The 14531-nt window shown below is 64.7% G+C and carries 17 protein-coding genes and 4 pseudogenes; 8 read left to right on the top strand and 13 right to left on the bottom strand.

Annotated features, from left to right (window positions below):
• Positions 1-32: 32 nt before the first annotated feature.
• From GNX96_RS16965 to GNX96_RS52445, 5 genes and pseudogenes are all read left to right on the top strand, one after another.
• A complete protein-coding gene (locus tag GNX96_RS16965) occupies positions 33-533 on the top strand; it encodes a DUF1775 domain-containing protein (RefSeq protein ID WP_163568841.1) in 501 nt (166 codons plus the stop codon).
• A complete protein-coding gene (locus GNX96_RS16960) occupies positions 530-847 on the top strand; it encodes a DUF1775 domain-containing protein (protein ID WP_163568840.1) in 318 nt (105 codons plus the stop codon). Before GNX96_RS16965 ends, GNX96_RS16960 begins: the two co-directional genes overlap by 4 nt.
• 284 nt (positions 848-1131) lie before the next feature.
• A pseudogene (locus tag GNX96_RS52450) lies at positions 1132-1344 on the top strand (CNNM domain-containing protein); the annotation flags it as partial.
• A 49-nt stretch (positions 1345-1393) separates the two neighbouring features.
• Entirely contained in the window at positions 1394-2548 is a 1155-nt protein-coding gene (locus tag GNX96_RS16955; RefSeq protein WP_279580581.1) for a hemolysin family protein, read from the top strand.
• Positions 2545-3129: pseudogene (locus GNX96_RS52445) on the top strand (CNNM domain-containing protein); the annotation flags it as partial. The gene GNX96_RS16955 and the pseudogene GNX96_RS52445, both read left to right, overlap by 4 nt.
• Positions 3130-3843: 714 nt before the next feature.
• Here the strand turns inward: GNX96_RS52445 and GNX96_RS52440 are convergent.
• Positions 3844-3969: pseudogene (locus GNX96_RS52440) on the bottom strand (hypothetical protein); the annotation flags it as partial.
• A 44-nt stretch (positions 3970-4013) separates the two neighbouring features.
• Complete coding sequence (locus GNX96_RS52435) at positions 4014-4310, bottom strand: hypothetical protein (protein ID WP_279580580.1); 297 nt, start codon at positions 4308-4310, stop codon at positions 4014-4016.
• Between the two features lie 465 nt (positions 4311-4775).
• On the opposite strand from GNX96_RS52435, the pseudogene GNX96_RS16940 reads away from it, so the two are divergent.
• Positions 4776-5700, top strand: a pseudogene (locus tag GNX96_RS16940) (IS5 family transposase).
• 182 nt (positions 5701-5882) lie between these two features.
• On the opposite strand, the gene GNX96_RS16935 reads toward GNX96_RS16940, so the two are convergent.
• The 6 genes from GNX96_RS16935 to GNX96_RS16910 form a co-directional block, all read right to left on the bottom strand.
• The gene (locus tag GNX96_RS16935; RefSeq protein ID WP_163568839.1) at positions 5883-6209 is read right to left on the bottom strand and encodes a hypothetical protein; all 327 of its coding nucleotides are present in this window, start codon (positions 6207-6209) and stop codon (positions 5883-5885) included.
• A gap of 234 nt (positions 6210-6443) precedes the next feature.
• Positions 6444-6809 carry a hypothetical protein gene (locus tag GNX96_RS52425; protein WP_279580579.1) on the bottom strand — a complete coding sequence of 122 codons (366 nt, stop codon included), beginning with the start codon at positions 6807-6809 and terminating at the stop codon, positions 6444-6446.
• Positions 6809-7348, bottom strand: coding sequence for a hypothetical protein (locus tag GNX96_RS16925; RefSeq protein ID WP_163568838.1), 540 nt, complete (start codon positions 7346-7348; stop codon positions 6809-6811). Before GNX96_RS16925 ends, GNX96_RS52425 begins: the two co-directional genes overlap by 1 nt.
• A gap of 109 nt (positions 7349-7457) precedes the next feature.
• Positions 7458-7850, bottom strand: coding sequence for a hypothetical protein (locus GNX96_RS16920; RefSeq protein WP_163568837.1), 393 nt, complete (start codon positions 7848-7850; stop codon positions 7458-7460).
• 122 nt (positions 7851-7972) lie between these two features.
• On the bottom strand, positions 7973-8257 hold the full coding sequence (locus tag GNX96_RS16915) for a hypothetical protein (protein WP_163568836.1): 285 nt from the start codon (positions 8255-8257) through the stop codon (positions 7973-7975).
• A complete protein-coding gene (locus tag GNX96_RS16910; protein WP_163568835.1) occupies positions 8254-8484 on the bottom strand; it encodes a hypothetical protein in 231 nt (76 codons plus the stop codon). The genes GNX96_RS16915 and GNX96_RS16910 overlap by 4 nt, the downstream gene beginning before the upstream one ends.
• 200 nt (positions 8485-8684) lie before the next feature.
• On the opposite strand from GNX96_RS16910, the gene GNX96_RS16905 reads away from it, so the two are divergent.
• Complete coding sequence (locus GNX96_RS16905; protein WP_163568834.1) at positions 8685-9575, top strand: helix-turn-helix domain-containing protein; 891 nt, start codon at positions 8685-8687, stop codon at positions 9573-9575.
• Between the two features lie 13 nt (positions 9576-9588).
• On the top strand, positions 9589-9939 hold the full coding sequence (locus GNX96_RS52420) for a DUF397 domain-containing protein (RefSeq protein ID WP_279580578.1): 351 nt from the start codon (positions 9589-9591) through the stop codon (positions 9937-9939).
• Positions 9940-11370: 1431 nt separating this feature from the next.
• Here the strand turns inward: GNX96_RS52420 and GNX96_RS63770 are convergent.
• The 5 genes from GNX96_RS63770 to GNX96_RS16865 all read right to left on the bottom strand — a co-directional run bounded on the left by GNX96_RS63770 (position 11371) and on the right by GNX96_RS16865 (position 14401).
• Positions 11371-11670, bottom strand: a complete 300-nt coding sequence (locus tag GNX96_RS63770) for an NlpC/P60 family protein (RefSeq protein ID WP_390624040.1) — start codon at positions 11668-11670, stop codon at positions 11371-11373.
• A gap of 1 nt (position 11671) precedes the next feature.
• Positions 11672-11896 (bottom strand): NlpC/P60 family protein, encoded by a 225-nt coding sequence (locus GNX96_RS16885; protein WP_163568832.1) that lies wholly within the window; start codon positions 11894-11896, stop codon positions 11672-11674.
• Between the two features lie 516 nt (positions 11897-12412).
• Entirely contained in the window at positions 12413-13342 is a 930-nt protein-coding gene (locus tag GNX96_RS16875; protein ID WP_279580577.1) for an aldo/keto reductase, read from the bottom strand.
• Positions 13343-13542: 200 nt separating this feature from the next.
• The gene (locus GNX96_RS16870) at positions 13543-13926 is read right to left on the bottom strand and encodes a pyridoxamine 5'-phosphate oxidase family protein (RefSeq protein ID WP_452124480.1); all 384 of its coding nucleotides are present in this window, start codon (positions 13924-13926) and stop codon (positions 13543-13545) included.
• A 166-nt stretch (positions 13927-14092) separates the two neighbouring features.
• The gene (locus GNX96_RS16865; RefSeq protein ID WP_163568831.1) at positions 14093-14401 is read right to left on the bottom strand and encodes a carboxylesterase family protein; all 309 of its coding nucleotides are present in this window, start codon (positions 14399-14401) and stop codon (positions 14093-14095) included.
• Positions 14402-14531: the final 130 nt, after the last annotated feature.

Raw genomic sequence — 14531 nt, 5'->3', positions numbered from 1 at the left:
AACCATGGACAACCGGAACTAACGGCCGGCGCGTGGCGACCACCTCCATAGACGATTTTTTTGGGTCGCATCTTTCAAAGGAGCAAGATGTCCAGCATCCATGGCAGGTCGGTGCTCGTACGTGCCGGCGCAGTGGTGGCCGCTGCTGCCGCGCTCGTACTCTCCACCGTGGCGGCGCGGCGTCCGCGCACATCACCACGGACCCGACCGTGGTGACGCGGGCGGAGTACAACCAGATCTCGTTCCGGGCGCCGAACGAGTCGGCGACGGCCAGCACGGTCAAGTTCGAGCTGACCTTCCCGACCGCCACACCGATCACCTCGGTGCGTACGGCCCCGTTGCCAGGCTGGAAGGCAGTGGTGACAAAGGGAAAGCTGCCCAAGCCCGTGACAATCGAGAATGCGACCATCACGCAGGCAGTGCTGTCGGTGGTGTGGACCGCCGAGCCCGGGGTTGGGATAGCACCTGGCCAGTTCGGGCTGTTCCAGATCCTGACCGGGGCGTTGCCCGTGTCGGTGGTGACACGCTGGTGATCCCGGCCACCGAGACCTACAGCGACGGCAAGGTCGTCACATGGGACCAGCCGCCGACCGCCAACGGCGAGGAGCCCGAGCAGCCGGCGCCGGTGGTGAAGCTGACCGGTTCGGCTGACGAAGGTTACGGCGGCGGCGGGCACGCGGCGGACCCGTCTGCCTCAACCCCAGCCGCCAGCGCGGCTGGTTCGGCTGGCGGCGCGGCGCTCTGGGTCGCCGTCGCCGCGCTCGTGGTCGCCGTCGCCGGCGCGGTCCTGGCCGGTCTGACGTTCCGCCGCGGTCGGGAGCACCCCACCACCGATCAGTCCAGCTGAGGCGCCGGAGGTCGGCGATCAGCAGCCGCCCACCTGGACGGACGGAGTACGCGTCGCATCTCACCCAGCGCGGCGGGCCTACCGGCTGACAGTCGACGAACCCGCCGGTATCCCTGAACAGCCTGGGCCGCTCCTGGTTTGGCCGCAGTGAACAATGGCGCTCTGATCGGCTATTGTGCGGCCATGTCCGACGGCGGGTGTAGTCCCGGGCCGGGTAGTGCCCGGCGAGCGAGATGGTGGCTGGTTGACAGGATGCACCCGATGCGGGCGGCCTGGAGCCTCTGATGGTGCAAGCGATCGGACTGGTCGCCTTCGGGCTGTTGACGATCGTCGTGCTGACGGCGGCGACCGGGTACTTCGTGGCACAGGAGTTCGCGTACGTCGCGGTTGACCGCGGCCGACTCCGGGTACGAGCCGAGGGCGGCGACCGGGCAGCGGCACGGGCGTTGCGGATCACTGGGCGACTTTCGTTCGTGTTGTCCGGCGCGCAGCTGGGAATCACGGTCACCGCGTTGCTGGCCGGTTACGTCGCCGAGCCCTATCTCGGTGAGGGGCTCGCCGCCCTGTTCGGGCTGGCCGGGATCCGGAAGCCGTGGGCCTGTCCGTGTCCGTGGGCATCGCGTTGCTGGTCGCCACCGTCATCCAGATGGTGGTGGGGGCGAGCTCGTACCGAAAAATCTCGCGATCGCTCAGCCCGACAGGTTGGCCGTCGCCCTGGGACGAACGACGGTGGTCTATCTGGCGATCGCCGGTCCGGTTATCCGGCTGTTCGACGCGACCTCCAACCGGCTGCTGCGAATGGTCGGGATCGAGCCGGTCGAGGAACTCGCCGACGCTGCCACCACCGCGGATCTCGATCACATCATCGCGGCGTCCCGGGACGAGGGGCTGCTCGACGCAGACCTGTCCGCGCTGCTGGAACGCGCCCTGGACTTCGGTTCGCGATCGACGGTGGAGGTGATGGTGCCTCGGGTCGACGTCGTCACAGCACGCGCCGATGCTCCAGCGACCAGCGTCATCGACCTCCTTGACACCGGCCACAGCCGTTTTCCCGTCATCGGCACCGACATCGACGACCTTGTCGGCGTGGTCGCCGTCGCGGACGTGATCGCCATCGACCCCGCGCATCGGTCGGCCACCACCATCGCCTCCCTGGCCACCGATGCCCTCGTCGTACCGGAAACGCTGTCGCTGCCCGATCTGCTGGAGCTGCTTCGATCAGCGCGCCGGCAGCTGGCCGTCGTGATCGACGAATACGGCGGATTCGCCGGCGTGGTCAGCCTGGAGGACATCGCGGAGGAGCTCGTCGGCGATATTCGCGACGAAACCGACCGGCCCGAACCCGCCGCGCAGCGGGAATCCGACGGGTCGTGGCTGGTTCCCGGCCGGTGGCGGCTGGACGAAGTCGCCACCGCAACCGGAATCTCACTTCCCGATCACAGCGTCTTCGACACCGTCTCCGGCCTGGTCCTGCATCGGCTCGGCCGGACAGCGGCGGTCGCCGACGACATCGCCGTCGCACTCGCGCCGACCCTCGACCCTGACGGATATCCCGTCGACCAGGGGATGGCCCAGCTCACGGTGACTGCCGTACGCCGGCACGTACCGGCGACCGTGCGCCTACGCCGCCTTCCACCCGAGGGTGTGACGCCGGCGGGCCGCGGCGCGGACCGGTCCGGCCAGGTCGGTGAGTCGGCATGAGTACGACCTGGGCGCTGTTGATCTCCCTGTTGCTGCTTGCATTCAACGCGTTTTTCGTCGCGGCGGAGTTCGCGCTCGTCGCGGCGAAACGACACCGGCTGGAGGCGGTCGCGGCCACCGGAAGCCGCGCGGCGCGCGCCGCGCTTGCCGCCAGCAGGCAACTGTCGCTGATGCTCGCCGGCGCGCAGCTCGGTATCACCCTGTGCACCCTCGGCCTGGGTGCGCTCGCCAAGCCAACCGTGGCATACCTGCTCGAACCCGCCTTGGCAGCCATCGGCCTTCCGGAGTCCGCCGGGTATGTCATCGCGTTCATGCTCGCGATCGCGCTGGTCGGCTTTCTGCACGTCGTCATCGGTGAGATGGCACCGAAATCCTGGGCGATCAGCGACCCGGAACGCTCAGCTCTGCTGCTCGGGCAGCCGTTCGGCTGGTTCACCCGCCTCGCCCGGCCCGTCCTCGCCGTGCTGAACGGACTCGCCAACGCCGCGCTGCGAGCCATCAAAGTCACCCCGCAGGACGAACTCGCACAAGCCCACGGCCCCGCGGAACTGCGGCTGCTGCTCGAGTCCTCCCGCGACAGCGGCACGCTGCCCGTACGCGATCACCGGTTGCTCACCTCGATTCTGGGTCTGCAACACACCACCGTCGACCAGGTCATGACACCGATCGCCGAAGTCGTCACCATCCCGGCAACCGCGGGCGCCCGTGAGATCGAACTGACCGGGCACCGGCACGGCCGGTCTCGCCTGCTCGTCACCGCCCAAGACAGCCAGATCACCGGCATCGTCCATGTCCGCGACGCCGCGCGCGCGCACCACCAACGGCAACAACGCCATCGCATCCGACCTGATGACCACGCCGCTGTCGATGCCAGCAGACACCAGCGCTGCGGCCGCGCTACGCACCATGCGGGAAAAAACGGAGCCAACTCTCCCTCGCCACCGACAACGGGACCGTCACCGGAATCGTTGCGATCGAAGATCTCCTCGAACAGATCATCGGCGACTTCGACGACGAAACCGACACCTCACCAGGACCCCGCGCGCCTGTCTCGCCAATTTCCTCTTAACCACATTGACTGGCCTGCTCACGCGGCCGGTGTCCGCGAACGGTCGAAACCGCGCGGGGAGGGTGCTGCGCCACGCATTCGGCCGAGACCGGTTGAGGAATTGCAAAACAACAAATGCCACAACCATCCACGCGTATCGCGACGTGGCGATCGTCAGTTCGGATCGGACGGTTTGCACAACTGTCACTACCGGTCGTTAGTGACGGCACGTCCGCCGCCGGACGGGTCAAGGTCCGTTGGCAGGTTGGTCGGCTCGTTTCAAGGCGGCTCGCAGAAGTCGGAGGCCGTTGAGGCCGACGAGGATGGTGGACCCTTCGTGCCCGGCGACACCAAGCGGCAGCGGCCGGGTGCCGATGAGCCCGCGAGGCGCCAATGGGTTGGCCGGCATCGACACCTTCACATGCCCGAGCAATGAGCGCCGACGGTCCGCCCGCGACGGCAGCCTGGCTTGGTCGAGCTGTTTGCCGAGTGTTTGCTGATCCCACGGGATGCCTGATGCAGGTAGAAGCCTTTCAGACACGCCGCCGCCGTTGACAGCGCGTCTTGCCCGTACGGTCGTTTGCCCGTCCGCCACGGCTCGCCCAGCAGCGTGGCCACCTCGGCGCCGACCAGACCCATATACCGCTCCAGACCCCGCAGCGTCACCACCTCAATGCCGAGACACTCTCGCTCCAGCCACCTCAGATGATCCACCAGCAGATACGCATACGTTCGCTGCGTCCCGACCCCTCATGGCGCCGTAGAAACCCGTCCGCCCCGGCGTGCAGCACCCCTTCCGGCCACACGATCGTCCACGACCGCCGCCCGCCAATCCTGGCCAACTTCTGGACTCGAAGCTGACCGACTACAACCTGCCGCACCATCCGACCTCCGTACCGACGCTCGCGAACATCGCGGACGTTCCGGGCCAAGTCGGTAAATGATCACGTAACGTCCCATAACGCAAGCCGTACGGACATCACGAACACACTCAGTAGCGGTCGGTAAAGTCGATGAACAAGACGCCGCCGATGGCGCGTTCGTCGATGGCGCGTTCGACGATGACGGTGACTTGGGGAGCGGTCTGCCCGACACACTCACCGACGAGGTCGGTACGACTGACCTCGACTAGGGCGTGTCTGCTTATTTCGGCGCGGCCGGGTAGGTGATCATGAATGGATGCTGCGGACGGGCGCTATTTCAGATGAGTTGTGGGCAGTTATTGAGCCGGTCATGCCGATGCGTGGTGGCCGGCGGGGACGGCCGTGGAATGATCATCGGCTGACGTTGGAAGGGATCGTGTGGCGGTTCCGGACCGGTACGCCTTGGCGTGATGTGCCGGATCACTTCGGGTCGTGGCAGTCCCTCTGGGAGCGGCATAATCGCTGGTCAGTGGACGGAACCTACGTGCGGATGTTCACGACTGTGCAAGCGGGGACACCGGATGGTGGCGCTGAGTTGATGCGATTGCTGTCCGTTGATTCAACCAACGTCCGTGTGCATCAACACGCCGCCGGCGCCCCTAAGCCGGACACAGGGGGCTCCCTCGAATGACAAGAATCGGCCCGATGAACCTGCCGACCACGCGATCGGACGATCCCGCGGCGGGCTGACGACCAAGATCCACGCCCTGGCCGACACCCTCTGCTGCTTGGTCACCGTCCTGCTCTCGGCCGGCCAAGCCGGCGACAACCCGTATCTGATACCGCTGCTCACCGCTCACAAAGAGGGCGACGACAGGAAATTCCGGCTGCTGGCGGACAAGGCATACTCACACCCCTCGACCCGCCAGCGGCTGCGTGATCTCAAGATCCCCCACACGATTCCTGAGCGCAGCGACCAAATCCAGCATCGCAAAGCCAAAGGCTCAACCGGCGGCCGACCACCAGCCTTCGACCCCGAGGTCTACAAAGAACGCAACACCGTAGAACGCGCCTTCGGCGGCATCAAACAATGGCGCGCCATCGCCACCCGCTACGAGAAATACGCCACCAACTTCCTCGGCGGAGTCCTCCTCGCAGCCCTCATCACCTACCACCAGGCACATCAATTAACAGACACGCCCACTAGGTGCCCGCAGGTCTGCAAACCCAGGTCAGCGTAGATGCGGGCGACCAGACGCGCGACGACGGTCTTACCTGTTCCCGGATTACCGGTGAAGACCATATGCCTCATGGGTGCGGCGTCCGGCATACCCGCTCGCCACCACAGCTTTTCGCTTTCGCTCAGCGATAAGAAATTCGACCTCGTGCTCGATGTCGGTCAAACCGATTAGCGTCGCCAGTTCTACGAGCGGTTCAGCGGCAGGGTAGCGTGCGGACCTGCGGCTGCCACCGGCCCTGTGCGATCGGTATTCCGATTCTTGAACCGCAGCGGGAACGTGCCGGCGATCGTACGCTCGGGGTGTGCGGGTGCGAGTTCATCACGCCAGCCCACTTCGATGCGCTGGGTTTCCAAGTCCGCGACGCGAACCATAAGCTGGTCGATGGCGTCTTGCTGAATTTCCACCACTCTGACGAGCATCTGGTACCCGTTCCTGAGTTCGGTCTGCATGTCCGGGTTGTCAGCAGAATGAGCGCCTTGACGTGCGTTCTTGATGAGATTGACGGCCATGCTCCGCTACTTTCCTACTCGATACAGCGTTTCTGACATCCTCCCGAGTGAGCACAAATTCACCAGGAGGAATCAATGTAGCGATTGGTGGCGACAACTTTCTTTGCGGAAGCAACAATAGGCGATGAGGTGGCCGCGCTTATGACGCGCGAATTCCTTGCGGCCGAGAGCGGGTACGCCCTACGCGGTTGCGCCTGAGGCTAAGCATCGAATTCAGGGTAGATCATTGCGGATTCACCTCATCCGATCTGGCGTGCCGCTCTCGCCGCGGTGACTAGGTTGGATGGTGAGACAGCTGTCGCAGACCAGCGGACCGAGGTAACGCAACTCAGTAGCGCCGCCGTGGCCGTGGATCGTGAGGATGTCCTGCACTCGCTCCCACTCGGTGATCTGCGCGATGCCGTACCGATCGCCGCTCCACTGCGTTGCGGCGTGCCCGTCCGGCCATTCCACACCCCACGCCACGCATCCGGTCCCGGATACGCCGCTAGGGTCCTTGGTCCGCCAGAGGAAGAACACCCGCGGCGGCGGCTGCGGGCCGCCGCGAGGCTGGATGCGGACGGGTGCGCTCGTCGGGTCCGTTGTGACTGTGGCACTCATCAGGACTCGCTTTCCTGGGGCATCGCCAGATGTGCTCCGCTGGTGACGACCACGGCATCGCCCACCCGGGACGGCTCGAATCGAGTGATGGTGTGCACCCAAGCCGCGCGAGAGTTCTGATAGATGATTGGGGTTCCGCACGACTGGCAGTCGCTCTGTGCGCCATCCTGCGGGTTGTCGTGGGCTGCCGCAGGCCGCTGCGCGACAGCGGTCACGGGGAGATTCGTTCGTACGTCGGGTTGCGCGCGGGACCCCAGGATTCGCGGCCGTGGACTTGGTCGGAGTCGCCGATGTTTGGTCCTGGGAGCAAACCCCTGCGCGGTCGGGTCGACGACGAGCCTTGCCGGGGCGGCTCGGTCCACGTTGGACGGTTGTGTGGAGTCAACCTGCCCGAGGCTGCTCTGGACAGCCTCAAAGATCGGTGTGCTGACTCGGTCTGCGCCCGAGGTTCGGGTGAGATAGACCTCGTTGAAGATTCCCAGCTCCATAGCCGGCGCCTCCGTTTGCTGTGGTGTCCGTACGACTGGTCGCCTTTTCATTTGGTCGTCCTTGCCACCAGGGATGCCTGCGGCACCAACAAACCCAGGCCGTAGCCGGGGCACGTACCGCGCTCTCCCGCTACGTGGTCGCAGTCCTCGCAGCACGGCATCATGACTGCTCACGCTGCTTGGTCATCGCAATAGCGGCCGGATCGAAAAGCTCATCAGCCGCGCGCCACTCCGAAACGATCGGGCGCGTGTCAGGGCGCCGCGTCAATTGCCTCGGCATCACCGGGATGAGGCCGACGGCAATCTCCAGGCGGGCCTGCACGGCCTCCGGGTCCGTCGGGTAGTCGGTGGTGGCGACGTCGCACAAGACCCGCCAGTCGATCCGCCAGATCTGCGACGCGAAAGCTTGCAGGGCTGCCACCCATGCGTGGAAGAGCCGGTCGGAGACGTCACTGGTCAGGTACGAGGGTGCAGCTGCAGCGAACACGTTTCGCAGGCCCTGTAGCGATGTGGGGCCGTCTTGCTGGTGTTCGTGGGTGAGGACGTGGGTCACGTCGCCTCCAGAGAGTGAGACCCAACCCGCGCGGCGATGGGGATCGGTCTTGCGCGGGCTGGGCGATGGAGGGCCCGGCCGGTCCCGGGTGATCGCCTGCACCAGGACCGGCCGACCGGCTCTTACAGGAGCGGCGTGTCGACGACCAGGCGCACATCAGCTACGTGCTCGGTGTCCTGGCGGGCGTCCGTGTATGCCAATCCCAGATCGAGGTCCCAGTCGATCGGGAACGGCCTGTGCACAGCACCCCAGGCATGCAGCTCGTGGAACCACCAGCCGCGGATCTGCGGCAGCGTCCCGGGCGTGAGGGTGAATCGCTCGTCCGCCAGCCGCTGGTCAATCTGCTGGGCCAGCCTCTCGGGCTGGAGCCGTGCTGGCAGGTTGTGCTCGTACCTCGGGCGCGTCATGACTGGCCTTCGGTGAACAGGTCCCCGCTCAGGACGGTCCGGTATGCGCTCAGCTGCCCGCCGATGAAGTCGACAGCCCGTATCTCGTGACGCGCTCGAGCCAGCTGCAGGCGGACGTTGGCGTCGTCGACCAGTTGGGCCAGCTCTCGATGGATCTCCCGGACTCCAGGGCCCATCACCACTGTTGCTTGGATCTTGTGCGGTTCGTGCTCGCGTTGGTACGGCACCTGTTGCCTCCCGTGGTTGCGCCGTTGCGGGATGCGCATGAGAGTGCACCGAGAGGGCTACTCTTGCAATACTCATATCGAGTTTTTCATCATTAGTGCAGCTAGATGGGTACTCGAAAAGGAACTTCATTGCTTCGGGTGACGGCGTGCGATATTCATACGGCGTGAAACTCACCCGAGATGAAAAAGGGAGGTGAGCAATGACGGAACCGGAACCGGCAGGATCCGCCATCGCCAGGCGCCAGCTCGGTCGTACGTTGACCCGGCTGCGCGAGGCCAAGGGACTCCGCCAGGAAGACCTGGCAGGCAAACTGGAGTGGAGCCAGGCCAAGTTGTGGCGGCTGGAGAGCGGCAAGAACGGCGTCACCGTACGGACGATGGACATCGAGGCGCTGGCCCGATTCACCGACGCTGACGAGGACACCACCGAGCACCTAGTGACCCTGCTGGCCCAGACCAAGGTCAAGGGCTGGTGGTACGACTCAACGGCCATCCCGGGCTGGTTCCAGCTGTACCTAGAGCTGGAGGCGCTCGCCTTTTCGCTGCGGGAGTATCACACCGAGTTGATCACCGGAGTCCTACAGACTCGCGACTACGCCAGTGCCGTCGTCCGAGCTGACGCGGAGGGCCTGTTGATCACCGAGACCGAGGTACGGGAGCTGGTGGACGTACGCGCCCGCCGAGCTGGACTGCTCACCCGGCAGAGGCCCACCGCGCCGAGATTCGACATCGTGCTGAACGAAGCCGCCGTCCGCCGACCCGTCGGTGGCGAGGAAGTCATGGCCGCGCAGCTGCGGCACCTCGTGAAGCTGATCGATGACCTGCCGAACCTGACGGTACGCATCATTCCGTTCAGTGCGGGCATCCACCGAGGCGCCTTGGCGTCCGGGTCTTTTGTGGTGCTGGACTTTCCGCCGGACTCCGAGCCGACCACGGTCTATTCCGAGGGCCTGACCGGTGCGGCCTACCTCAACAAGCCTGCCGAAGTCGAACGCCATGTCTGGGCATTCGAAGGCATCACCAACAAGGCTCTAGACCGCAAGTCTTCACGAGAACTGCTCACCCAGATCGCAAAGGAGTTCGAGACATGAGCAACGAACAGGCGTGCGTCAACTGGCGTACGTCGTCGTCCGGTCCAACGGACAAGGACAATGCGTCGAAGTGGGATCAAATGACCAGATTCTCATCCGTGACACCAAACTTGGCGAAGCGTCCCCAGTTTTATTCGTGCTCCCAATAAACTGGCAATTATTCGTCGACCACGTGCGCACGGGTGGTGTCCTCTCAGGTTTCCCGACGGTCGAATTCGCGGGAGGCGAGATCCGCATGCGTACGGACTCATCAGGCCCGGTGCTGTCCTACTCGCCGGCTGAGTGGGATGCATTCGTGGCCGGAGTCGAACTGGGCGAGTTCGACCTAGACCAGGAGGGCAAGCTGCCAGCCTTGGCACTCTGACAGACGCCAAAGCCGCCCCGCCGTACCGGCCGGCAGCGGGGCGACTCCGCAGCGCGAGGCGTGGCGCTCAGCCCTGGCAGTACCCGGATCGCATGCGCTGGCGGGTGTCTACGGACCTCAGACCGGTCCCCACATTGTCACCAGTCGAGCGCCACATCCTCATACATCTCGGCGCCACCCCGGCCAGGAAATCAGCCAGCAAGCAGTGGCGGACGAGATGTTCTGGTCGAAGGGCCGGCTTTCCCGCCAGCTGACCCGCATGGAAGCCCATGGTTGGTCGCCCGTACGGCGAACAGCGCAAGGGGCTGGCGACCGGACAGGACGTCGGTGAGTGCGGCGCCCAGCCGTTTTTCTTATCCCGTCATGCCGGCGAAGGGGCAGCACGTAGAGGGTGCTGCTTTCAGCGCAAGTCACTGTAATCGTCATCCTCGTCGGGAATATAGCCGTCACGAGGTGAGAAGTTGCTAAACTGATCCGCTGTATCTCTGTTTGCGGCGCCCCGCTCTCGCGAGACGCTGGCCTGAGCGCCTCGACCGCTGGATCATCGCTCTGTTCGGCATTCAATGACCGACCAGGCGAGTCGTCCTCTGAGGAGGTGCCCGGAAAGTACTCCGGAATGCCTTTCCCGACGAGCTGGCGCTCGAAAATCGCATGGATTGGGAGGACTGCGTCCTTGTGCGGGGGCGGGTATTCACCTCGCGACCCATCTTCGCCTCCACTTCGAGAATAGTTTTTCATCTTGCTCTTTTCTAGTTCAGCGGTCCAGTCATCAGGCGACTGTTGAGGGGAGTTGGGCATAGAAAGGACCACCGGATAGAATCCGTTCTCGACAAGCATCTTGTTGAGTACGAGGTGATTCGTACGAGAAGTTCCATCATTGAAGGCGTGGAGGACTTCAAGTTTTGATATGTGATGCCAATAAGCCTAAGCCGAGAGTTTTGAGACTCTCGGGCTTCAGCCGGTCTCCGTTCTTTGATTAACCTGAGATTGGCGTAATAGTCGTCAAAGATTCGTTGTATTGACTCTCGGATCGCCTCTTCGTCAATGACGGGAACCGTTGCAACATAGCGACTCTTGAGCGGGTCCTTCTCTAAGCCCAGGCCGTGTTCGCGCAAGGCGCCGACCATGCTGACTACCAGAAAGGACCGTATTTTTCCCGAGCGGAGATCAAAATGATCGCAACACTGGACAGCGACCAGATCGGACCGAGTCTTTGCACAGCGACTGGATCCCCCAGTGACCTGAGGTTGAGTTGAACACGATGCCAATTGCCGTTCGACGGCGGAATGTTAAGACCGCAGAGAAGCCGCTGGAGCTGACCAAGAATCGAGGGTTTGGCGGTGGAGTCTGGGATAACGGGTTGGAAGGAGATATGCCTGGGCATTCCCGGCGTCGATGGCGCATCCGGAGTCGTGGTCACGGGTGGGTTGGTCACCGGCGGTTTGGTCGCGGACAGACTGCTCGTCGGCGGTTTCGGACTGGGGGCTCGGTTTGCGTGCCTCGTGACGGGGTTCCGTCGCTGGCCGGGAAGCTGGGGATGGTTTTCGGATTGGCCCGGCGGCGCCGCGCCAACCACCCGGGTGGCGGCGAAAAAACTCCGCCCACCAGACGGGCGCGATCGGGACAAACGTCGCCCGATTGCGGCGTGTGGATCATCTTACCGTTCCCGAGGTAAATCCCGACGTGGTGAATGGTGTCCCAGTTATTGCGGTCTGTCGCGAAAAAGAGCAGGTCACCGGGCAGTAGTGCGTTGACCTGCCCCGACCGGGTGATGCGCCGTTGCGGGCCGGACCGTACGTGGCAGCGAGATACCCGTGTACCGGTATGACTCCTGCACCAGGCTCGGACAGTCATACAAGTCGGTGCCCGACGCGCCGAACACATACGGCTTGCCGCGCTGGGCGAGCGCGAACGCCACTGCCCGCACGGCGGCCGGCGGCCGGAACGGGCGCGCCACTCGGGCCGAGCGCCGGACAAATACTGGTCACCCAACTGGATTGAAGGTATCCATCGCGCTGCGGCGGCGCGCGCGCGAGCGCGAACGCCACTGCCCGCGGGCGAACGCACGGCGCGCGAGCGCGAACGCCACTGCCCGCACGGCGGCCGGAACGGGCGCGCCACTCGGGCCGAGCGCCGGACAAATACTGGTCACCCAACTGGAGATTGAAGGTATCCATCGCCACTGCGGCGGCGAGCTGGGATGCGTACGTCCTTTCCAGCACCGCCAAGGCGGCGCTGCGGCTGGTGAACGCGTTTGCAGCGCGGGGTGCTGGATCTGAGCCACGGCGGCGGGCCGCCCACAGCTCGGGCCGCATGCGCTGGCCAGCGGGGAGACATTGGTGGCCACGCTGGGCTGCGTTGGCGTGGACGACTCATGCCGATTGCCGCGCCGTCAACGCATACGTGATTGGCGCGGTGCGCCGGCATCGAATCCCGCATCTCACGATGACATGAGACCGATGGACCTGACCGGTCAGGCGGGAGTGGTGAGGCGGCGGCTGAACTGATCGGCGGTGAGGGTCATCCGTACGGCAGCGGCTGCCTCGTCGAGCTGCGCGGCGGTGCTGACGCCGACGATGGGACGTACGGCCGCGTCGGCGAGCAACCATGCAAGGACGGTCTGATGACGGGTGGCGTCGAGCTCGCTCGCCAGCTCGTCCAGCGCAGCCAACCTGGCGGTGGTGCCTGGATGCTCGTACGCCTCAGGAAGGCGCTCCGGTCGGGTGTACCCGCCCACAAGCAGAGGGCTGTACGCCCACAGCTCGAGGCCCTCGGTGTGGACGTGGTCCAGCGACTCGTACGTCGCCCAGCCGTGCTCGTGGACGTTGCCCGGCACTAGCGCCTCCGGTCGCGGCCGGAGGTACGAGTAGCTCAGCTGCACCGCGCCGTATGCCGCCCAGTTGTTCGCCGCAGCCACCTGGCGGGCCGCCTCGACTCTCCAAGCCGGCTGGTTCGACGCGCCCAGCCGACCGACGACACCGGCGCTGACCAGCTCGTTCAGCGCTCTGGAGACCTCGGTCAAGGACACCGACCGGTCGTCCATGTGCGTCCAGTACATCTCGACACGGTCGACGCCCAGCCGGCCGAGGCTGCCCTCGACGGCGGCCTTGATCGCGGTCGCGGACAACCCTTCCCGGTTGGCCGGCCACTGCCCGGTCTCGCCCGGCTCCGCGCCGACCTTCGTGCTCAGCTGGATCCTGTCCCGCATGCCCGGCCGCTGCTTCAGCCACCGCCCGATCAGTGCCTCGCTCGTACCACCGTGGCCACTGGGATCGCTCCAGAACGCGTAGCAGTTGGCGGTATCGATTCTGGTGCCACCGGCGTCCACAAATCGGTCCAATAGCTCAAAGGAAGTCCGCTCGTCCAGCCGGGTGCCAAAATGCATCGTGCCGAGTACAAACATTTTTTGCTCCTCAACGAAAGTCGTCACGGACGCAGAAGCCTGCTACCTGGACCGCAGTCCAGGTCAAGCCCCCAACAGGACCGATTGTTTGGGTGCACTGAAGGGTATGAATCGCTACACACCCCGGTGAGGTCGTCGAACAGACTGCACCGAACCAACCTTGACAACACACGCAAGCCCTTAACTAACCGGCATTGCCGCTAACTGTGGCTGCCTTGCTGGGTTTGCGCGGCGCGGATCAGTTTCTCCACGTTCTGCGGCAGGGTGGTCTGAAAGTCCTGCAGGCGCGCCCATTCCGGGCGGATGGTGATCCGCACCATCTGCGGATAGAGCGACCGTACGCCCGCCTCCCATTCCGCATGCCCCGCCGGCGGCGCGATCTTGTGCGAGGCGTCGACATACTCCTGCGGAATCCCGTCCACCAGCTCGGTGCTGGCCGTGCCACGAATGAGCAACACCCGCGGCGGGAAACCCTCGGTGTCGATGGTCAGCGCCACCTTCGGAAACTTTCGCAGCGCCGGGTATTTCAGTGAGTTTGTCGTGGTGCACATGACGATGTCCGCCGCGTTCCAGTGAAACGCCATCGGAACGACCCGCGGAAAGCCGTCTTCACCGTTGAAAGCGAACCGTGCCGGAATGGCCGAGTTGATCAGTTACTGCGAGATGGGCTTGGTCAACTCGTCCATGACCTTTTGGTGATCCATGGGAGTATTCCCTTCGAGAGATGGAATGTTAGTGGCGCGGGACGGGTCAGACAGTAGACCAGAACTGGCAGTGGTGGGTGGCCTCCAGATCGACGCCGCGCACCGCGCCTGGCGCCAGAGACTGCGCGTTGCGGCCGTTGAATGGCGCCCAGTGTGGTTGCCCGGCGCGATTCGGATCACCGTTCGCGGCGAAGGTCGCCCAGTAGCTGATCAGCTGGTCGGACAGTAGCCGCTGGTCGGGCCGAAACGTGTACGGGAATCCCTGGTCGAAGAAATAGGTCACCTCCGATGAGTGGTAGGCGCGCGACGGGGGAAGCCAGGCGGGAAGGCGAAAAAAAAGCGGTCGGGGCGTCACGGTCGGCGAACTCGTACGCGTAAACCGTGGTGTGCAGTGCGAGCAGCCGGTCGTCAGTCAGGTGCCCGCAGGTCCAGACCCGGTCGGTGTGCGCGGAGGTCAGCGCGACCGCTCGGGTCGCCCACGGATC

It is taken from the genome of Fodinicola feengrottensis, assembly GCF_010993775.1.
In the GTDB taxonomy this organism is placed as follows: domain Bacteria; phylum Actinomycetota; class Actinomycetes; order Mycobacteriales; family HKI-0501; genus Fodinicola; species Fodinicola feengrottensis.
This window is presented reverse-complemented; position numbering and strand designations above follow the sequence as displayed.

Bases quoted from the DNA above. Each gene is read 5' to 3' on its own strand.
- GNX96_RS16875 (WP_279580577.1), bottom strand. From the start codon at position 13,342: ATGTTTGTACTCGGCACGATGCATTTTGGCACCCGGCTGGACGAGCGG.
- GNX96_RS16915 (WP_163568836.1), bottom strand. From the start codon at position 8,257: ATGACGCGCCCGAGGTACGAGCACAACCTGCCAGCACGGCTCCAGCCC.
- GNX96_RS16905 (WP_163568834.1), top strand. From the start codon at position 8,685: ATGACGGAACCGGAACCGGCAGGATCCGCCATCGCCAGGCGCCAGCTC.
- GNX96_RS52425 (WP_279580579.1), bottom strand. From the start codon at position 6,809: ATGAGTGCCACAGTCACAACGGACCCGACGAGCGCACCCGTCCGCATC.
- GNX96_RS16925 (WP_163568838.1), bottom strand. From the start codon at position 7,348: ATGAAAAGGCGACCAGTCGTACGGACACCACAGCAAACGGAGGCGCCG.
- GNX96_RS16935 (WP_163568839.1), bottom strand. From the start codon at position 6,209: ATGGCCGTCAATCTCATCAAGAACGCACGTCAAGGCGCTCATTCTGCT.
- GNX96_RS16870 (WP_452124480.1), bottom strand. From the start codon at position 13,926: ATGGCGTTTCACTGGAACGCGGCGGACATCGTCATGTGCACCACGACA.